Source organism: Ensifer sp. YR511, from assembly GCF_900103045.1.
Classification (GTDB): Bacteria; Pseudomonadota; Alphaproteobacteria; order Rhizobiales; family Rhizobiaceae; genus Ensifer; species Ensifer adhaerens.
Window position 1 is genome coordinate 230,059 of record NZ_FNGR01000002.1, and the last position, 19,895, is coordinate 249,953.

At 63.8% G+C, this 19,895-nt stretch carries 16 protein-coding genes and 1 pseudogene; 7 read left to right on the forward strand and 10 right to left on the reverse strand.

The features are described from left to right. Nucleotides 1-76 precede the first annotated feature (76 nt). The 3 genes from BLU15_RS05610 to BLU15_RS05620 are packed head-to-tail and all read right to left on the reverse strand — an operon-like array spanning nucleotide 77 to nucleotide 3,354. Nucleotides 77-1,174, reverse strand: coding sequence for an HlyD family secretion protein (locus tag BLU15_RS05610; RefSeq protein ID WP_090294611.1), 1,098 nt, complete (start codon nucleotides 1,172-1,174; stop codon nucleotides 77-79). A gap of 18 nt (nucleotides 1,175-1,192) precedes the next feature. Then, nucleotides 1,193-2,905, reverse strand: a complete 1,713-nt coding sequence (locus tag BLU15_RS05615) for an MFS transporter (RefSeq protein WP_090294612.1) — start codon at nucleotides 2,903-2,905, stop codon at nucleotides 1,193-1,195. A 5-nt stretch (nucleotides 2,906-2,910) separates the two neighbouring features. After that, nucleotides 2,911-3,354, reverse strand: coding sequence for a MarR family winged helix-turn-helix transcriptional regulator (locus BLU15_RS05620; RefSeq protein ID WP_034803983.1), 444 nt, complete (start codon nucleotides 3,352-3,354; stop codon nucleotides 2,911-2,913). Nucleotides 3,355-3,686: 332 nt separating this feature from the next. Here BLU15_RS05620 and BLU15_RS05625 point away from each other — a divergent pair, with 332 nt between their 5' ends. Then, nucleotides 3,687-5,189: a replicative DNA helicase gene (locus tag BLU15_RS05625; RefSeq protein ID WP_043611355.1), complete on the forward strand. Its 1,503-nt coding sequence runs from the start codon at nucleotides 3,687-3,689 to the stop codon at nucleotides 5,187-5,189. 117 nt (nucleotides 5,190-5,306) lie between these two features. Here BLU15_RS05625 and BLU15_RS05630 read toward each other — a convergent pair whose 3' ends face one another. From BLU15_RS05630 to BLU15_RS05640, 3 genes and pseudogenes are all read right to left on the reverse strand, one after another. Then, nucleotides 5,307-5,606 (reverse strand): AzlD family protein, encoded by a 300-nt coding sequence (locus BLU15_RS05630; RefSeq protein WP_090294614.1) that lies wholly within the window; start codon nucleotides 5,604-5,606, stop codon nucleotides 5,307-5,309. Continuing rightward, a pseudogene (locus BLU15_RS05635) lies at nucleotides 5,603-6,255 on the reverse strand (AzlC family ABC transporter permease). Before BLU15_RS05635 ends, BLU15_RS05630 begins: the two are co-directional and overlap by 4 nt. A 156-nt stretch (nucleotides 6,256-6,411) precedes the next feature. After that, nucleotides 6,412-7,269, reverse strand: coding sequence for an AraC family transcriptional regulator (locus tag BLU15_RS05640; RefSeq protein WP_034804294.1), 858 nt, complete (start codon nucleotides 7,267-7,269; stop codon nucleotides 6,412-6,414). A 150-nt stretch (nucleotides 7,270-7,419) separates the two neighbouring features. Between BLU15_RS05640 and alr the strand changes: the two genes are divergently transcribed. The 5 genes from alr to BLU15_RS05665 all read left to right on the forward strand — a co-directional run bounded on the left by alr (nucleotide 7,420) and on the right by BLU15_RS05665 (nucleotide 13,246). Continuing rightward, on the forward strand, nucleotides 7,420-8,559 hold the full coding sequence (gene alr, locus BLU15_RS05645) for an alanine racemase (protein WP_034803986.1): 1,140 nt from the start codon (nucleotides 7,420-7,422) through the stop codon (nucleotides 8,557-8,559). A gap of 149 nt (nucleotides 8,560-8,708) precedes the next feature. Beyond that, a complete protein-coding gene (gene radA, locus BLU15_RS05650; protein WP_034804296.1) occupies nucleotides 8,709-10,112 on the forward strand; it encodes a DNA repair protein RadA in 1,404 nt (467 codons plus the stop codon). A gap of 124 nt (nucleotides 10,113-10,236) precedes the next feature. Continuing rightward, nucleotides 10,237-10,860 carry a CvpA family protein gene (locus tag BLU15_RS05655; RefSeq protein WP_034803987.1) on the forward strand — a complete coding sequence of 208 codons (624 nt, stop codon included), beginning with the start codon at nucleotides 10,237-10,239 and terminating at the stop codon, nucleotides 10,858-10,860. A 145-nt stretch (nucleotides 10,861-11,005) separates the two neighbouring features. Continuing rightward, the gene (gene purF / locus BLU15_RS05660) at nucleotides 11,006-12,493 is read left to right on the forward strand and encodes an amidophosphoribosyltransferase (RefSeq protein WP_034803990.1); all 1,488 of its coding nucleotides are present in this window, start codon (nucleotides 11,006-11,008) and stop codon (nucleotides 12,491-12,493) included. A 12-nt stretch (nucleotides 12,494-12,505) separates the two neighbouring features. Next, the gene (locus BLU15_RS05665) at nucleotides 12,506-13,246 is read left to right on the forward strand and encodes an SDR family NAD(P)-dependent oxidoreductase (RefSeq protein WP_090294615.1); all 741 of its coding nucleotides are present in this window, start codon (nucleotides 12,506-12,508) and stop codon (nucleotides 13,244-13,246) included. 108 nt (nucleotides 13,247-13,354) lie between these two features. On the opposite strand, the gene pssA is transcribed toward BLU15_RS05665, so the two are convergent. The 4 genes from pssA to BLU15_RS05685 form a co-directional block, all read right to left on the reverse strand. Next, on the reverse strand, nucleotides 13,355-14,230 hold the full coding sequence (gene pssA, locus BLU15_RS05670) for a CDP-diacylglycerol--serine O-phosphatidyltransferase (protein ID WP_051659665.1): 876 nt from the start codon (nucleotides 14,228-14,230) through the stop codon (nucleotides 13,355-13,357). 9 nt (nucleotides 14,231-14,239) lie between these two features. Next, nucleotides 14,240-14,938: a phosphatidylserine decarboxylase gene (locus tag BLU15_RS05675; protein ID WP_034803995.1), complete on the reverse strand. Its 699-nt coding sequence runs from the start codon at nucleotides 14,936-14,938 to the stop codon at nucleotides 14,240-14,242. Nucleotides 14,939-15,117: 179 nt separating this feature from the next. Further along, on the reverse strand, nucleotides 15,118-17,004 hold the full coding sequence (locus tag BLU15_RS05680; RefSeq protein WP_034804301.1) for an ABCB family ABC transporter ATP-binding protein/permease: 1,887 nt from the start codon (nucleotides 17,002-17,004) through the stop codon (nucleotides 15,118-15,120). Between the two features lie 205 nt (nucleotides 17,005-17,209). After that, nucleotides 17,210-18,973 carry a LysM peptidoglycan-binding domain-containing protein gene (locus BLU15_RS05685; RefSeq protein ID WP_090294617.1) on the reverse strand — a complete coding sequence of 588 codons (1,764 nt, stop codon included), beginning with the start codon at nucleotides 18,971-18,973 and terminating at the stop codon, nucleotides 17,210-17,212. A 244-nt stretch (nucleotides 18,974-19,217) separates the two neighbouring features. Between BLU15_RS05685 and BLU15_RS05690 the strand changes: the two genes are divergently transcribed. Further along, a complete protein-coding gene (locus BLU15_RS05690) occupies nucleotides 19,218-19,838 on the forward strand; it encodes an LOG family protein (protein ID WP_034804006.1) in 621 nt (206 codons plus the stop codon). Nucleotides 19,839-19,895: the final 57 nt, after the last annotated feature.

Below are 19,895 nucleotides of genomic sequence, written 5' to 3' on the forward strand. Positions count from 1 at the left end.
GCCCGGATCATCGATCCGGGCTTTTTTCTTGGTTGCGCGGCCGTTTCTGGCAATGGCTCTGTGGGCCTCGGCCGTCTTATCCGTGGGCGGCAACAGGCGCGACACCGATGTTCGCCTGGTCCGGCGCAACGCGCACCGGCGCGTCCTTGTCGACGCGTACGACGACCGAAAGGCCGGGCGACAGCATTTCCGCCAGCGGCTGGCCGGGATCGACGACGATGCGCACGCCGACGCGCTGGGCCACCTTGGTGAAGTTGCCGGTGGCGTTGTCCGGACGGATGATGCTGAACTCCGAACCGGCGGCGGGCGAGAACCGCTCGATATGCCCCGTCAGCTCGTTCCGCTGCAGCGCGTCGACCGCGATGGCGACGGGTTGGCCCGCCTTCATGCCGTCGAGCTGCGTTTCCTTGAAATTGGCGACGACCCAGACGTCGTTCGGCACCAGCGCCAGGAGTTGCGAGCCGGCCGTCACATATTGACCGATCCGCGCGCCGATCTCACCGAGACGGCCGTCCCGCGGCGCGACGATGCGGGTGTTGTCGAGATCGATTCGCGCGAGTTCGACGGCCGCTTCCGCCCCGCTCACCGCGGCTTGCAATCCGGCACGCGCGCCAAGCGTCGTCGCCAGCGCCTGCTTCGACACTTCCAGCCCGGCCTCTGCCTGGCTCACGGCAGCGTCGGCCTGCTCAAAGCCTGCACGCGCCTGGTCGGCATCACTGCGGGTCGAAACACCCTTTTCCGCGAGCGGGCGGATGCGGTCCCAGGTCGCCCGGGCCCGATTGAAGGCAGCCTTGGCACCATCGAGCTGCGCCTGGCTGGCGGCGATGCCCGCCTTGGCGGAAAGCTCCTGCTGAAAGGAATTGGCAAGTGCGGCTTTCTGTCCGGCAAGCGTGGCTTCCGCCTGCGCCACCCTCTGCGCATAGATGCGGTCGTCGATCTTGACCAGCAGTTGCCCGGCCTTGACCGTCTCGTAGTCGTGCACCGGAACGTCGGCGACATAGCCCGCAAGCTGCGGGCTCATGATCGTTACAAAGCCGCGCACATAGGCATTCTCCGTCGATTCCACCGAACTGTGGAACGGCGGCAGCCGCCAGGCGTAGAGCACAAGGGCGATACCGGCGATGCCGGCGAGAAGAACGATGATGCTCGTGGGAGAGCGCAAGGATTTCAACATGGTCGTCAACTCTGTCAATCAGGTGGCCGGCATCGGCGCAGGAGCGGACAATCTCTGCCTGAGCCAGTTGTAGAAGATGTGCAGCAGCAGCCCGGCGAGCGCGAAAAGCGCGACCGCCGAGGCAAGCAGGAAGGCGTCGTTGTAGGCGAGGATGTAAGCTTCGCGGGTCACCTGTTGTGACAACAACACGGTGCCCTCGCCGCCGAGCAGGGTCTTGTCGCCCATCACCTTGGCGTAAGCGGCGGAAAGCTGGTTGACGCGCTGGGCAACCAGAGGGTTCGAGAGCACGATCTGTTCCGCGAGAAGGTTGGAATGAAACTTTTCACGGATCGTGACGAAGGTACCGAAGGCGGCGGAGCCGATCAGGCTGCCGATGCTCTGGGTAAAGAGGAAGATCACAATGAAGCTGAGGATATAGCTCGGCCCCTTGGCGAGCGCCGCCTTGAAGCCGCGCGCCATGGCCGGCGGCAGGAAGAGCGCCGTTCCGGACGCGATCATCGCCTGGCTCAGATACATCTGCTCCGGCCGTGTCAGGCTGGTCGCCTGGCTGTCCATGTAGGCGCCGGCCGCCAGGAGGCCGAGTGCCAGAATATGCACGCGCTCCGCATGTTCAGGATTCATCAGCGCGGCGCAAAGCAGACCGCCGCCGATGGCCGCAGCAAGGATGATCCAATAGAGGGTTGCGACCTGCTCGAACTGGAGACCGAGCTGCTGGTAGAAGTTCGCAGCAACAGTCGATTGTTCGGAGGCGACCAGCCGGAAAATCAAGAGAACGGCGGCAAAGTGCACGATCTCCTTTGAAGCGATCCAGCGCACGTCGATCAACGGCACCGGGCGATAAAGCTCGATCAGCACCGCGGTCGTCAGCGTCGCTATCGAGACGACCAGCAGGACGCCGAGCCAAGGAGCCTCGAACCACCAGTAGAGGCGCCCCATGGTCAGGACCACGGCGAGGCAGCCGAAGGCGACGGCGACGAGGAGGTAACTCAGGATATCCATGCGCTGGATAACCTTGGCATGCGGGACCGGCGTCAGCGGCAGCAGGTAGATGATCGGCAGCGCGATCAGCGCCAGCGCCATTTCCAGCGTGTAGAGCGCATGCCACTGGCCATATTCGATCAAGGTCGGCGAGATCAGGCGGGTGACCGGCGCGGAAATCGTCGTGCAGGTGAGCGCCAGCGCCAGCCCGACGGTCAGTTTGCGCGCCGGCGGAAAGGCTTCGAGCATGTAGAGGAAGCCGAGCGTCGACATCGGTGCGGCGGCAATGCCGCTGATGAAGCGCACGACGATCGCCGAATGCAGATCGGAAACGAAGACGTTCATCAACGAGACGACGACGAAACCGGCGATGCTGATTTCGGCAAAACGGCGCAGCCCGTATTGGGCGCGGATCTTCACCAGCGCGATCGACAGGCTGACATTCGGCGCCATGTAGGCCGCCGAGAGCCAGCCGGCTTCGATGGAGGTCGCCGAAAGCGAGCCCTGGACCTGCGTAAGGTTGGCGAGCGCCAGGTTCATGCCGAGCCCCTGCGTCAGGAACAGGAGCACGGAGCCCAGGACATAGACCGCCGAAAGCAACAGACCTTTCTCGACGGGGGCCGGCACGGGGGTTGGCGCCGGTTCCGGCGCAATAACGGTTTCTCCGTGTTGGTCCTCGTCGACGGCCTCCGCGGCCTCAAGCTCGGAGGCAAGGCGATTGTCGTTTGCGGCGGCCGTCGCGACTGCGCCCATCGCCGTCACTCCCGCGCCAGCGACTGAACATTGTCGGCGATCGCACGAACCACCCGCTTTGTCACGGCAAGCTCGGCTGCGTCGATGCCTTGCAGCACTTCGGCCCGGATTTCGTCGGCAAGCCTGAGGATCTCGTCGGCAACGGTGCGGCCGAGTTCGGTCATATGGATTTGCTTGGCGCGTCGGTCGGAGACCTCGACCCGCCGCTCGATGAAGCCCTGCTTCTCCATGCCGTCGAGCAGGCGCACCAGTGTCGGGGTCTCGATGTCGAGTTCGTCGGCGAGCTCCCGCTGGTTCAGGCCATCCTTCTTCGTCAAGGCGAAGAGCGCGCGGGCGCGCGACAGCGTCAGCCCCTTCTCCTTCACCCGCGCATCGAACACGGCGCGCAGCTTGCGATTGAGCAGCGACAGGGCATCGAACAGTTCGCGGTTCACGGTGGGTTGATACATTGGTATCTTTTCCATATTACTAGCATGCTAATTATTCTGCCTCTATCTAATCCAAATGCGGTGGATTTTCAAGATGCGGATTTGAGGCAGAGGAGGACGGCGCTACACTTCGTTTCGTCGGGAAGGTTCGGGTGATTCGCGGCGTCAACGACCAAATTTGTGACGACGGCATAATCCGCACATTTGCGAGCCCCCGCCTGTGGATCAGTCGAACAACGGGAACAGCGCCGGGCGCGGTGACGTCGCTTCGCGACTGTGTCCCTCGTGCACTTGACCCGGCCCGCGCTAAAACGCAAACCGGTGCCACACCAGACAGAGGCAGAGATAAACGAATGAACGAAGCGTCGCGAAAGCTATCCCCTATCGGCAAAGATCAGGCGGACCAGCACTACCGCGAGGCCCCGAACAACCTCGAGGCCGAGCAGGCGCTGCTTGGCGCGATCCTCGTCAACAACGACGCGTACTACCGCGTGTCGGACTTCCTGAAGCCGGTGCATCTGCACGAGCCGCTGCACCGCAAGATCTACGAAGTCGCCGGCGACATCATCCGCATGGGCAAGATGGCGAACCCGGTCACCATCAAGACCTTCCTCAAGGCCGACGAGAAGGTCGGCGACGTGACCGTCGCGACCTATCTTGCGCGCCTTGCCGGCGCTGCCGTCTCGATCATCAACGCCGAAGACTATGGCCGGGCGATCTATGACCTGGCGCTGCGCCGTTCGCTGATCACCATCGGCGAGGACATGGTCAACATCGCCTATGACGCGCCGCTCGACATGCCTCCGCAGGGCCAGATCGAAGACGCCGAGCGCCGTCTGTTCGAACTTGCCGAGACCGGTCGATACGACGGCGGTTTCCAGTCGTTTAACGACGCCGTGGCGCTCGCCATCGACATGGCCGGCCAGGCCTTCGAGCGCGACGGCAGCCTTTCGGGCATTTCAACCGGCATCCTGTCGCTTGATGGCCGGATGGGCGGCCTGCAGCGTTCCGACTTGATCGTGCTTGCCGGACGCCCCGGCATGGGCAAGACCTCGCTTGCCACCAACATCGCCTACAACATTGCTGCGGCCTACGAGCCGGAAGTCCAGGCTGACGGCTCGTTCAAGGCCAAGAACGGCGGCGTCGTCGGCTTCTACTCGCTCGAAATGTCGTCCGAACAGCTCGCCACCCGTATCATCTCCGAGCAGACCGAAGTCTCCTCCTCGAAGATCCGCCGCGGTGACATCTCCGAGGCCGACTTCGAAAAGCTCGTCGCCTGCTCGCAGATGATGCAGAAGGTGCCGCTCTATATCGACCAGACCGGTGGTATCTCGATCGCCCAGCTTTCCGCCCGCGCGCGGCGCCTGAAGCGCCAGCGCGGCCTCGACTGCCTAGTGGTGGACTACATCCAGCTCATGACCGGCTCGGGCAAATCCAGCGACAACCGCGTGCAGGAAATCACCCAGATCACCACCGGCCTCAAGGCGCTCGGCAAGGAACTGAACGTTCCGATCATCGCGCTCTCGCAGCTCTCCCGTGGCGTCGAAAGCCGCGAAGACAAGCGGCCGCAGCTGTCCGACCTTCGTGAATCGGGCTCGATCGAGCAGGACGCCGACGTCGTGCTCTTCGTGTTCCGTGAGGAATACTACGTGAAGAACCTGGAGCCGCGCGACGAGTTCGACCCGAAGTACGAAGAATGGAAGATGAAGATGGAGCAGGTGAAGGGCACGGCCGACGTGATCATCGCCAAGCAGCGTCACGGACCGACCGGTACCGTGAAACTCGCCTTCCAGTCGGAATTCACGCGCTTCACCGATCTCGCCGATCCATCCTTCACCCAGTACGAAGAACACTAGGGTTCCGTGGGGGCGGCCGGAGCGGGCTGGGAAAAATGTTTGCGGTTTCCCAGCCCGCTCTCAATCTCAAATGGCACGTGCCTTTTGGCTGAAGCGCGCCGCGCCAGCACAAACCTCTCAGAACACGAGGCGCAGCAGCGCTACCGAGACGACACCGACGGCGACCGATACCAGGAGCGGCAGCCGTATGGCGGCCACGGCCGTCGCGGCAGCGGCGATCGTTTCCGCCGGGCCGGTCACGAAGGCCGTCGGCGCGATAACCGCCATCAGCACGGCCGGCGGTATCGCCTCCAGTGCGCGCTTCTGGCTTTCCCCGATCGTCACATACCGGATCAGCACGAGACCGCCGATGCGGGTCGCGATCGTCGCAGCCGCCATGGCGACGATGGCAAGCAGTGTATTTGGATCGACGGTCATGCATGGGCCTCCTTGCGTGCACCGGAGAGAAGCGCGACCACGACCCCGGCCGCAGCCCCGGCAGCGATGTACCAGACACCTGGCAGCAACTGATGCGTGAGCACGGCAGCACAAGCGCTAGCCGCCAGAACGGCACCCGTCTCCCGTCCTTTCCAGAACCCCATGACCAGCACGATGAAGACGGCGGGAACGCAAAGTCGAGGCCGGTAACCTTCGGATCGCCCAGGAATGCCCCAAGCAACGCGCCCGCAAGGCTCGTCAGCACCCAAAGGCAGTAGAAAGGCACCGCAAGGCCCGCATACCAGGCAGGCGTCAGCTTGCCGTTGCTCGCCCGCATCTCGGCCATGGCCCAGATCTCGTCGGCCAGAAGCAGCATCGAGGCATAGCGCGCCGGGCCGGAGAAACTGTCGAGCTTGCCGCCGATCGAAGCGCTCATCAGCACATGGCGGATGTTGACGAGCAGTGCCGAAAAGCCAAGCGCCGCCCAGGACGCCGGATGCGTCCAGATATCCATCGCGACGAACTGGGACCCGCCGGCAAAGACCAGCGCGCTCATCAGCGCCACCTCGGCCGGCGCAAGTCCCTTGCTCGCCGCCACCGCACCGAACACGAGGCCGACCGGCATGACCGCGACGATCAGCGGCGTCATAGCAACGGCCGCGGCCCGAAATTCCTGGAACGCACTTCTTTCCTGCAACGTCCACGTCTCCATTCGCGCGATGCGCCGCCCTTCCACACAGGCGCGCGATCGCAATTGCCCGAGTGTTCTAGGACTCGGGCTGCGGATCGTCTTGAACGAAAGTGATCAGCCGGCGCGGAAGGCCCCAGGGGTGACGCCGGTGCGCGCCTTGAAATGACGGCTGAAATGCGCCTGGTCGGCAAAACCGCATTGATAGGCTGCGTCCACCGCCGACCAGCCGTGCCGCAGCAGTGTCTTTGCCGCCCGCACGCGCTTGTCGGTCAGGAACGCATGCGGGGTGATGTGGAACTCCTTGCGGAACGCGCGGATGAGGTGGGCGCGGCTGAGGCCGGCGACCTTCGCCAGTTCCTCGAGCCCGATGTCCTCGGCATAGTTTTCCGCCAGGAAGTCGCGCGCCCGGTGAACGGCCGATTGCTCGCGCGTTTCGATCGGCGTGATGATCGTGCTGCCGTGGCGCTCGAACATCGCGGCAAGCACCGCGAACATTTTTTCCTCCGCCTCGAGCGTCGCCCCCGACACTTCGAGCGTGCGGTGGGCCTGATGGAAGGAAAGAGCCAGGTCCGGCGCCTGCAAAACACGCTTGGAGAAGGATGGCGTGCCCTTGAAAGCGCGTCCGGTGACATCCTCGATGATGCTCACCAGCAGTTCGGCGCTCGGATAGACCATGCGATAGCGATAGCCGCTGCCGCCCGGATGACCGTCGTGAATTTCGTCGGGATTGATCAGATAAAAGTATCCGGGGCCGGCCTCCGAACGCTCGCCCTTGATCTTGCTGATCTGCGAGCCGGCCTCGATGGCGCCGATGCTGAAGGTTTCGTGCGCGTGCGGCGCAAATTCATGGGTGATGAAGGTCGCCGTCAGACATTCCATGCCCATGAAGCGGGAATCCCGCCAGAAGCGCGTGCGCTCGGCGCCCTCTATCGGCATGACATCGATGGCTTCTTCCTGCGAAATTGTCTGCATGGCAAAACCATAGTGCGCCTGCGCGGCTGCGTCTTGCACAAAAGTGCTCGTTTGCCTGGTCCATCCGCGAGGGCGCTACGACAGGGGAATATTTGCGACGCTCTGCGCTTGGCTGTATTGATCCTGGATCATCCACGCAGAGTGCCCGGCATGCTTCCTCCAGACTTCCTTTCCGCTTCCAACCGGCTCACGATCGATCTTGGCGCGCTTGTCGACAACTGGCGGGCCATGAACAAGCGCTCCGGCAAGGCGCGTGCCGCAGCCGTCCTCAAGGCGGATGCCTATGGCATCGGCATCGCGCAGGCGGCCCCTGCCCTCTATGCGGCCGGCGCCCGCGATTTCTTTGTCGCCAATGCCGAGGAAGGCGCAGCACTCCGTCCGCTTGCACCGGACGGCCGGATCTACATTCTCGCCGGGATGTGGCCGGGCAACGAGGCGCTGTTCTTCGACAACGATCTGGTGCCGGTCATCAACTCGGACGAGCAGCTGGCGGTGTTCATGGCCGCCCTTTCCGAGCGTGGCGACCACCCTTGCGTGCTGCATGTGGATACCGGCATGAACCGGCTCGGCCTTACGGTCGAGCAGGCCGTTGCGCTTGCGACAGACCCGGCGCGGCCGGCAAGCTTTTCGCCGGTGCTGATCATGAGCCATCTCGTCAGCGCCGACGATCCGGACCATCGGCTGAATGGCCTTCAACTCCGTCGCTTCCATGAGGTGTCGACTGCCTATGAAGGGGTCGATGCGAGCCTTGCCAACTCCGGCGGCGTCTTCCTCGGGCCCGACTATCATTTCGACCTGACCCGGCCGGGCATCGCCGTCTATGGCGGCGAGGCGGTGAACGACATCCCCAACCCGATGAAGCCGGTGGTGACCGCCGAAGCACGGATCATCCAGGTGCGCGACGTGGCCGCCGGCGGCACCGCGAGCTATGGCGCCTCTGCCCGCTTCGACCGCGACAGTCGCATCGCCACGGTGGCTGTGGGATATGCCGATGGCTATCACCGTTCCGTGTCCGGCGGCGGCGTCACGCTCAGGCAGGCAACGCCATCAGGGGCCTTCGGTTTCCTGCACGGCCAGAAGGTCCCGCATGTCGGGCGCGTCACCATGGACCTCAGTCTCTTCGACGTCACGGACCTTCCTGAAAGCGCGGTACGACCGGGTGATTACATCGAGCTCTTCGGCCGGCACATCGCCATCGACGATGTCGCGCGCGCCGGAGGGACGATCGGCTACGAGATGCTGACCAGCCTCGGCCGCCGCTATATCAGGCACTATATCGACAGCGTCTGACGCGCTCCTTCAGCTCATTTTTCGGTCATTCTTGCAGAAATTCACCTTTTGTTCCGCACTTTGCGGCATTATGTGACGATACAGGTGATTCTTTGCCGCCGACGTCCCCTCGCGACGTAGGCGGTCTCACATTCCGAAAGTCGATGCCGATGGCGAAAGCGCGTACCCAATTCATCTGCCAGAACTGCGGCACGATCCACACTCGCTGGGTGGGAAAATGCGAAGGCTGCGGCGAGTGGAACACGATCATCGAGGACGACCCGACGGCGGGCATCGGCGGCGGTCCGTCGCGCGCGCCGAAGAAGGGACGCCCGGTGGCGCTCACCACGCTCTCGGGCGAGATCGAAGACGCGCCACGCATCCAGACAGGCATCTCGGAACTCGACCGGGTGACCGGAGGCGGCTTCGTGCGCGGATCGGCGCTGCTCGTCGGCGGCGATCCCGGTATCGGCAAGTCGACGGTGCTGATGCAGGCAGCGGCAGCGCTCTCGCGCCGCAAGCATCGCGTCATCTATGTCTCGGGCGAAGAGGCTGTGGCGCAGGTGCGTCTTCGCGCCCAGCGGCTGGGGGCTGCCGACAGCGATGTGCTGCTCGCTGCTGAGACCAACGTCGAGGACATTCTGGCGACGCTGTCGGAAGGCAAGCGCCCGGATCTCGTGATCATCGATTCGATCCAGACGCTCTGGAGCGACATCGTCGATTCCGCGCCGGGCACGGTGACCCAGGTTCGCACCGGCGTGCAGGCGATGATCCGCTTTGCCAAGCAGACGGGAACCGCCGTCGTGCTCGTCGGCCATGTGACCAAGGAGGGCCAGATCGCCGGTCCGCGCGTCGTCGAGCATATGGTCGACGCCGTGCTCTATTTCGAAGGCGACCGCGGCCATCACTATCGTATCCTGCGCACCGTCAAGAACCGCTTCGGCCCGACGGACGAGATCGGCGTGTTCGAAATGTCGGACAAGGGCCTGCGCGAGGTCGCCAACCCGTCGGAACTGTTTCTCGGCGAACGCAACGAGAAATCGCCGGGCGCCGCCGTCTTTGCCGGCATGGAAGGCACCCGCCCGGTTCTCGTCGAAGTGCAGGCGCTGGTCGCCCCGACTTCGCTCGGCACGCCGAGACGCGCCATCGTCGGCTGGGATTCCGCACGGCTCTCGATGATCCTTGCCGTGCTGGAAGCCCATTGCGGCGTGCGGCTCGGCCAGCACGACGTCTATCTCAACATCGCCGGTGGCTACCGCATTTCCGAGCCGGCGGCCGATCTAGCTGTGGCTTCCGCACTGGTTTCATCGCTTGCCGGGCTTGCCCTTCCGGCGGATTGCGTCTATTTCGGCGAAGTCAGCTTGTCGGGTGCCATCCGGCCGGTTGCGCATACCGCACAACGCCTTAAGGAAGCCGAGAAGCTCGGGTTCTCCCAGGCGGTCCTGCCGTCCGCTTCGACCGAACTGCCGAAAAACGGCAATGGCCGCTGGAGCGAGATGGAAAGCCTGCCCGATCTGGTGGCGCGCATCGCGGGGTCGCGAAACGCGCTGAGACCGGTGGAGGACGAAGACTGAAAGATGCGGATGCCGCAGGCCGCCCTTTAAGGGCCGCAAACAGGCTGCAAATGCCCTGAACTCAGGGCCGATGGCGGATAGGCTTGAGGAGACCCGGACGAACCGGGTCCGGAGTAAGGACAAAATGCCCATTACAATTCTCGACGGTATCGTTCTCGGCGTCGCCCTGTTTTCCGCAATCCTGGCCATGGTTCGAGGCTTCTCGCGCGAGGTGCTTTCGGTCGCGAGCTGGGTGGGTGCGGCGGCTGCCGCCTACTTCCTCTACCCGCATCTCCTGCCCTACGCGAAGCAGTATACCAACAGCGACACGGTCGCGATGATCGGATCGGCGGCGGTGATCTTCCTGATCGCGCTGATCATCATCTCCTTCATCACCATGCGGATCGCCGATTTCATCATCGACAGCCGCATCGGCGCGCTCGACCGCACGCTCGGCTTCCTGTTCGGCGCTGCCCGCGGCATCCTTTTGGTCGTCGTCGCCATGCTGTTCTTCAACTGGCTCGTCGCTCCGCAGCAGCAGCCGACTTGGGTCACCCAGGCCAAGTCGAAGCCGCTGCTCGACAATCTCGGCAACAAGCTGATCGCGCTTTTGCCCGAAGAAGCCGACGCCACCATTCTCGATCGCCTGCGCGGCAAGGACACAACCGGCGAAGGCGAAGGCGAAGCGCCGGCAACGACGCCCGGCCAGGCACCTGCGACGACGCCGGACCAGGCGCCCGCCGACGACGCCCCGGCCACCAACGGCTGAGACAGGAACGATTTGCCGACAAAGCCCGCCCCGCGGGCTTTGTCCTTTTGGGGAATAACGCTTGCAGCCGTTTTCAGCTAAGATTGCTTGAAGACGGCGGGCCTGATCACGATATGCGCACCGGTACGGAGCAAAGGCGACTGTGATGACCGATAGATCCATCGAAATCCACGATGAACTCGAAGGCGATGAGCTGCACGAAGAGTGCGGCGTCTTCGGCATACTGGGGCACTCGGACGCGGCGGCGCTGACGGCGCTGGGCCTTCATGCGCTCCAGCATCGCGGCCAGGAAGCAGCCGGCATCGTCACCTTTGACGGCAAGCAGTTCTGCACCGAGAAGCGCATGGGCCTCGTCGGCGACCACTACACGGATCCGGCGACGCTGGCGAAACTGCCGGGCTTCATGTCGATCGGCCACACCCGCTACTCGACGACGGGCGAAGTGGCGCTGCGCAACGTGCAGCCGCTCTTTGCCGAACTCGAAGTCGGTGGCATTGCGGTCGCCCATAACGGCAATTTCACCAACGGCCTCACGCTTCGCCGGCAGCTGATCGCCGACGGCGCCATCTGTCAGTCGACGTCCGACACCGAAGTCGTGCTGCACCTGATCGCCCGTTCCAAGCAGGCGTCCTCTTCCGACCGCTTCATCGATGCCATCCGCCAGATGGAAGGCGGCTATTCGATGCTGGCGATGACGCGCACGAAGCTGATCGCCGCACGTGATCCGATCGGCATCCGTCCGCTCGTGATGGGCGAACTCGACGGCAAGCCGATCTTCTGCTCCGAGACCTGCGCACTCGACATCATCGGCGCGACCTATGTCCGCGACGTCGAGAACGGCGAAGTCATCATCTGCGAGATCCAGCCCGACGGTTCGATCACCATCGACGCGCGCAAGCCGGAGGTTTCGCAGCCCGAGCGTCTTTGCCTGTTCGAGTATGTCTACTTCGCCCGGCCGGACTCGGTCGTCGGCGGCCGCAGCATCTATGTGTCGCGCAAGAACATGGGCATCAACCTCGCCAAGGAAGCGCCGGTCGAGGCCGACGTCGTGGTTCCCGTGCCGGACGGCGGCACGCCGGCCGCCCTCGGCTATGCCCAGCAGAGTGGCATCCCCTTCGAATACGGTATCATCCGCAACCACTATGTCGGCCGCACCTTCATCGAGCCGACGCAGCAGATCCGCGCCTTCGGCGTCAAGCTCAAGCATTCCGCCAATCGCGCGATGATCGAGGGCAAACGCATCATCCTCGTCGATGATTCGATCGTGCGCGGCACGACGTCGGTAAAGATCGTGCAGATGATGCGCGAGGCCGGTGCGCGCGAAGTGCATGTGCGCGTCGCGAGCCCGATGATCTTCCATCCGGACTTCTACGGCATCGACACGCCGGACCGCGACAAGCTGCTCGCCAACCAGCATGCGGACCTCGCCTCCATGTGCCGCTACATCGGCGCGGACTCGCTCGAGTTCCTGTCGATCGACGGTCTTTATGAGGCGGTCGGCGGCGAAAAGCGCGATCCGAAGTCGCCGCAGTTCACCGACCACTATTTCACCGGGGACTATCCGACCCGCCTTCTCGACCAGGAAGGCGCCAGCAATGTCCGCAAACTCTCGGTTCTCGCCAGCAACGGATAATCAGACAGAAAAATGACGATCGATCTCAAAGGCCGGGTGGCCGTGGTCACCGGCGCATCGCGCGGTATCGGCTATTTCACCGCTCTCGAACTGGCCAAGGCCGGTGCCCATGTGGTTGCCTGCGCCCGCACCGTCGGCGGTCTCGAAGAACTCGACGACGCGATCAAGGCGGCGGGCGGCTCGGCGACGCTGGTGCCCTTCGACCTTGCCGACATGCCGGCGATCGACAAGCTCGGTGGCGCGATCAACGAACGCTGGGGTAAGCTCGACATCCTCGTTGCCAATGCCGGCGTGCTTGGCACGATCTCGCCGATCGGGCATGTCGAGGCGAAGGTGTTCGACAAGGTGATGAACATCAACGTCAACGCCACCTGGCGGCTGATCCGTTCGCTCGAGCCGCTGCTGATCAAGTCGGATGCCGGCCGTGCGCTGATCCTGTCGTCGAGCGCTGCACACAAGTGCAAGCCCTTCTGGGGGCCCTACTCCGCTTCGAAGGCTGCCGTCGAGGCTCTGGCCCGTACCTGGGCCGGCGAGACGCAGCGCCTGCCGCTGCGCATCCTCTCGGTCGACCCCGGCGCCACCCGTACGGCGATGCGCGCTCGGGCGATGCCGGGCGAGGATCCGGAAACCGTGCCGCATCCTTCGGAAGTCGCAGCCAAGCTGCTGCCGCTGGTTGGCCCCAACCAGACCGAGACCGGCAAGCTCTACATCGTGCGCGAAGACAAGATCGTCGACTACCGGCTGCCGGAATAAGCTTCGTCACACCGCTCAAATGAGAAAGGCCACCGTGTCGTCACGGTGGCCTTTTCATTTTGGGCATTGCCGGTCGGAAAGCCGATTCACGCCTCTCGCGGACTTGCGTTAGTCCTTGTCGCCCGGCAGGCCGTCGCCGCCGGTCGAAGGATGGGCCGGCCAGTCGCCGCCATATTTGCGCTGCCAGGATCGCGCGCCGAAGGGCAGCGTGATCAGGTAGCCAAGCGCCGTCACCGCCATCGTTTCCCATGTGTAGGTCATCAGCGTCGCGACGTAGAAGACGACGCCGAGGATGGCCGGCAGCACGAGGTCGCGGCGCACGCGGCTGTTTTCCGACTTGCCGGACCAGACCGGCAGACGGCTGACGAGCAGGAAGGCGATCAGCACCGTGTAGGCGGATGCGATGAGCGCGAAGGTGCGTTCTGGCGCCAGGCCCAGGAGGCCGAGATAGACCGGCAACAGCACCAGCATGGCACCCGCGGGCGCTGGCACGCCGACGAAATATTCCGACTGCCAGGACGCCTTGACCTGGCGCTCCGCCATCACGTTGAAGCGGGCGAGCCTCAGGCCCATCGCGATCGCGTAGATCAGTGCCGCGATCCAGCCGATCGAACGCGCCTGGTCGAGGATGAAGACATAGAGCACGAGGGCCGGCGCGACACCGAAGTTGATGATGTCGGCGAGCGAATCCATCTGGCCGCCAAAGTTCGACGTCGCCTTCAGGGCGCGCGCGACGCGGCCGTCGATGCCGTCGAGAAAGGCGGCGAGCAACACCATGGCAACGGCAAGCTCGATGCGGTTTTCAAAGGCGAGCCGGATACCCGAGAGGCCGGCGCAGATCGCGAGCACGGTGATCAGATTGGGGATCATCAACCGCAGCGGGATTTCGCGCAGCCGTGGGCCGCGCGCGGTATCGCTCGAGCCGCTGGCGTCCTCGGACGCCTGCCGCGTGTCGATCGGTTTTTCCTGTTCAGAGCCTTCCATAGACACTCCTTATGCGCGGCGGCTGATGACCGGGCCCTTGGCCGAGCCAAACTCGGCGAGCACGGTTTCGCCCGCAACGGCAGTCTGCCCGACGCTGACGCGCGGCTCGGAGCCGGCCGGCAGGAACACGTCGAGACGCGAGCCGAAGCGGATCAGGCCGAAGCGTTCACCGGCCTCCAGCGAGCCGTTCTCATACTTCCAGCACAGGATGCGGCGGGCAACGAGACCGGCGATCTGAACGACGCCGATGGCGCCGTGTTTTGTATCGATCACCAGACCGTTGCGCTCGTTCTCCTGGCTCGCCTTGTCGAGCTCGGCATTGACGAACTTGCCGGCGCGATAGGCGACGCGGGTGATGGTGCCGGCCATCGGCGCGCGGTTCACGTGGCAGTTGAACACATTCATGAAAACGGAGATGCGCAGCATCGGTTCCGAACCGAGGTTCAGTTCTTCCGGTGGCAGGACCGTCGCGATCGACGAGACGCGGCCGTCGGCCGGGCTGATCACCAGATCGTCGTCGAGCGGCGTCATGCGCTCGGGGTCGCGGAAGAAGTAAGCGCACCACGCGGTCAGCACGAAGCCGATCCACATCAACGGCTCCCACAGGAAGCCAAGCACCAGCGACACGACGAAGAAGATCGCAACAAAGCGGTAGCCTTCCTTGTGCACCGGGACGAGCGTGTTGCGGATCGTATTGACCAGGCTCATGAACTCTACTCCAGATTTTCCGTGGAACGTGATCGTTTTCTATAAGTTAGCGCGGGATGCGGACGGAAAACCGCAAACGCTTTTCCTGCCCCCCGCTCTAGCGCGAAATGTCCCGGCGGGCAACGTTGCCCGCCCGGTAGCGACAAAACGCGTCGCGCGCAGCAAAGAAAAAGACGCCATCAAACCGCCGGCTCGCCGCGGGTGACGATGCCGAGATCGTCGCTCTCGCGCACGCGCTTCAGTTGCTCTTCGGCCTGCGTCGCTTCGCGCTGGCGGCTCCACATCGAGGCATAGAGGCCGTCGCGATCGATCAGCTCGCCATGGGTGCCGCGCTCGGCGATGACGCCGTCCTTCAGCACGATGATCTCGTCGGCGTTGATGACGGTCGAGAGCCGGTGCGCGATGACAAGCGTCGTGCGGTTGCGCGAAACGACGTCGAGTGCCGACTGAATCTCCTGCTCCGTGCGCGTATCCAGTGCCGAGGTCGCCTCGTCGAGGATCAGGATCGGCGGCGCCTTGAGAATGGTGCGGGCGATCGCAACGCGCTGCTTCTCGCCGCCCGAAAGCTTCAGGCCCCGTTCGCCGACCATGGCCTGGAAGCCCTCCGGCAGGGTGCGGATGAACTCGGCGATCTGCGCGGCTTCGGCCGCCGCCTCGACTTCGGCTTCGCTCGCCGAAACACGGCCATAGCGGATGTTGTAGGCGATGGTGTCGTTGAAGAGCACCGTATCCTGCGGCACCATGCCTATCACCGAGCGCAGGCTCTTCTGCGTCACTGTGCGCACGTCCTGGCCATCGATGGTGATCGCCCCTTCCTGCACGTCGTAGAAGCGATAGAGCAGCCGCGAGAGCGTAGACTTGCCGGCACCGGAGGGGCCAACGACGGCGACCGTCTTGCCGGCGGGCACTTCGAAAGTGATGCCCTTCAGGATCGGACGCGCCGCGTCATAGGCGAAATGCACATCCTTGAAGGCGATGGCGCCCTTGCCGATGACAAGTTCGCTCGCATTCGGGCGATCCACCACTTCGGCACGCACGTCGAGCAGGTCGAACATATGCTCGATGTCGGTGAGCCCCTGACGGATTTCGCGGTAGACGAAGCCGATGAAGTTGAGCGGGATCGCAAGCTGGATCAGCATGGCGTTGATGAAGACGAAGTCACCCAGCGTCTGCTCGCCACGCTGCACGGCAAGCGCTGACATGATCATCATCACGGCCGTACCGGCGCCGAAGATCAACGCCTGGCCGAAGTTGAGCCAGCCGAGCGACGTCCAGACCTGGGTCGCCGCCGCCTCGTAGCGTTCCATCGACTTGTCGAAGCGACGGGCTTCCATCTCCTCGTTGCCGAAATACTTGACCGTCTCGAAGTTCAGCAGCGAGTCGATCGCCTTGGTGTTGGCGTCGGTGTCGCTGTCGTTCATCGAACGGCGGATGGCGATGCGCCAGTCGCTCGCGCGCACGGTGAACCAGATGTAGAGCCAGACGGTGACAGCGGTGACGAGGAGATAGCTGAAGCCGTAGCCCCACCAGAAGATCACGGCCGTCAGCAGGAATTCGATCAGGGTCGGCACGCTGTTGAGGATGGTGAAACGGACGATCGTTTCGATGCCCTTGGTGCCGCGCTCGATGACGCGAGAAAGCCCACCGGTGCGCCGCTCCAGATGGAAGCGCAGCGACAGCTGGTGCATGTGCACAAAGGTCTTGTAGGCCAGTTGCCGGACCGCGTGCTGACCGACGCTTGCAAACAGCGCATCGCGCAGCTGGTTCAAGCCGGCCTGCAAAAGACGCGCGAGGTTGTAGGCAAGCACCAGCATGACCGCGCCGGTCATGAACACGGGCAGAAAGCCCAGGACATCCGGCTTGCCGTTCAGCGCATCGGTTGCCCATTTGAAGGAATAGGGAACGAGGATCAGCACGACCTTGGCGATGATCAGAATGACCGTCGCCCAGATCACCCGAAGCTTGAGATCGGCCCTGTCCGACGGCCACATGTAGGGCCAGAGATTGGCGATCGTATGCAAGGGATTGCTGGTATCGGCCGAAACGGTTTTCTTCTGGGGTGCCACGTTCTGATCCGCTCTTACGTTTGCGCGCTTGGAGGCAGATTGTTGCGCATCCAAGCTATGCGCCGAGCCTTCCCTGTAAACGAAGACCTGCGGCGCCGTCATCACCGTTCAATGAAAAGCGGCGCCCTGTCGAAGGCGCCGCCCTTGGTCTGGAGATAAGCATCCGTCGCAGCCGCCGCAATGTCGGCGGCCGCCGATCGGCTGCTTATTGTTCTTGTTTCATGTGCTTCTTGTGAATTTCCCGCGATTCTTCGTCCGGCAGCGCCTTGTCCGGCACGCCGAAGACCTGACCCGGGCGAATGCGGTCCGGATCCTCGATCTGGTCCTGGTTGGCGAGATAGATCGTGGTGTAGCGCAGGCCCGCGCCGTAGACGCGACGCGAGATCTGCCACAGCGTATCGCCGCGACGGATGATCACCGAACTCTTGCTCTCCTTGAGCGGAGCCTGCTCGAGCGTCTGGGGCTGGTCGGGCGAGGCTGCAACGGCCGCGGTTTCGGTCGCCGGCTGCGCCGGTGCAGCGTCGTTTACAACTGCGCTTCCAGCACCCATTGCCTTTGCCAGTTCGCCCGGAGCCGGGGCATTGTCCTTCGGTTGGGCCCTCTCGGGCGACGCCGGCGTGGCGCTGCCCTGCTCGGCAAGGACCGCACCAACCGTTTCATCAACCTTGGCAAGTGCCGTCGCCACGCTCGATGCGTCCTGAGGTGCAGCCTTCAGCGCCGCGAGCGCACTTGCGGAGGCCTTTGCGGCCCGCGTCGCGGAAGCGACGAGCGTCTGGTCGGAACTGTCGGCGACGCGGAAATCGGCAAGCGACTTCAACGCAATCTCGGTCGCCGAACGGGCGGCGGCCAGTTGCTCGCCGTTCGGCACCTTGCCATTGGCATAGAGACCCTTCAACAGTGCGAGCGCCTTTCCAGCTTCCGCACGCAGGCCATCGAGACCCGCGGTTGCGGACGGCGTGCCCGAAGGTGCCACGGCCGCGACCTGCGATCCGGCGGGCCGGTCGAAGGGAACCGAAGCGCGCATCACGACCTTGGTGCCATCCTCGTTCAGCATGTCGGCCCGAATGATGTGGCTGCCCACCGTCAACTCGATCTGGCCGTCGACGACGAAGTGGCCCTTGTCGTCGGCTTTCATTTCGCCGACGAGCCTGTCGTCGGCATAGACGCGAACCAAGGCGCCTGCCTTGGCGCTGCCGGCAACGAACATCTTGCTGCCTTCGATCTCGACGGCGCTCACCTGCAGGCCCGGCACGCCAGAAAGCTTGGCCGGCGCAGTAGCGGTATCGACCGCCTGCGGCGTTGCGGAAGCAACCTCGGCCGGCTTGGCGTCCACAGCCGCTGTCCCCTCCACCGTATCCGGCGTCGTGATCAGCCGGCTCGCCATGCCGGGCTTCGAGACCATGGCAAGCAGTTGACCGGACGGATCCTTGGGAACAGAAACGGTCGCGACCTCCTCGGAGCTCTTCACCGCACCGTTTTCGCCGGTGCTGCGCAGCGTGAGCTGATGGTCACCCGCCGGAAGCGGATCGTCGAAGACCGCGGCAAAGTCGCCGGTCGCGCCGACATCAGCGGTGCCGACCACCGTATCGCCGCTCAGGATCTCAAGCTTCGAATTCGGCTGGGCATGGCCGGCGATCACCGTCGAGCCATCGGGCTCCACGCGCAACACATCGAAACCGGGAATGGCGGGATCGGTTGCAGGCGCATTGGCGGCAGTCGCCGCGTCGGCCTTCGACTGTTCCTGCTGCGGCGCAGCATCCGTCTTTGCTGTCTCGGCAGAGGCGCCAGCCGCCTGCGGGCCACTGGTCGCAGGCGTCGCCTCGGTCGACTGTGTCGCGGTGCCTGCCGCCTGCTCCGCCGTTGGCTTCTGGCCGTCGTCGCGCAAGTTCGGTTGAATTACGAATACCATCAACGCTGTTGCTGCCACGAGGACAGAAATGGCCACCCAGCCGGCCTTATTTTTGATCATGCCACTCTCCACACGGAGCGGAGCAACGCTCCGCGCATGCCCTCTCATCGGCCTGCGGTGCGGGCTTGCGCCGTCATTATAGCGCAACAGCAAGCAACTCGTCCGATTTCTTCAATCAATCACTGAAATTGCTAGCGATTCGCGATTCGGCATACAAGCAGCCGAAGGCACGGCAACCCACAGAAAGCCGGGTTTCCCCTCATTTTTCTTGACCCATGCTGCGCTGCAATGTTTTTTGGGGGGCATGAGCACCGAGAACAGCACGATTCGATCCATCTGCGTCTATTGCGGTTCACAGCCGGGACGCGACAATGCCTACATGGAGGCCGGCCGCGCGCTCGGCCGCTCCATCGCCGATCACGGGCTTCGCCTGGTCTATGGCGGCGGCACACGCGGCATCATGGGAGCGGTTGCCAGCGGCGTGCTTTCCAACGGCGGCGAAGTTACCGGGATCATCCCTGAATTCCTGATGGACAAGGAAGCGACCCGCCATTCGCTCGGCCAACTGAACGAACTGATCGTCACGGCCGACATGCACGAGCGCAAGCACACGATGTTCGAACGCGCCGACGCCTTCGTGGCTCTGCCGGGCGGCATCGGCACGCTTGAAGAGATCGTCGAGATCATGACCTGGGCGCAGCTCGGCCGTCACCGCAAGCCGATGGTCTTCGGCAACATCAACAATTTCTGGAGGCCGATGATGGACCTCCTGCAGCACATGCGCGAAGAGGGCTTCGTCCACACGGCGCATCTGGTGCAGCCGCTCGTCGTCAATGACGCCGCCGACATCGTGCCGACCATCCTGGCGGCCGCCAACGGCGGCAACGGCCGCGACGGCGAAGCCGAGATCATCTCCAAGCTTTGAGAAACCTGTTCAGCCAACAAAAAAGGCGCGCCCCCGGCGCGCCTTTTTTGTTTCTAT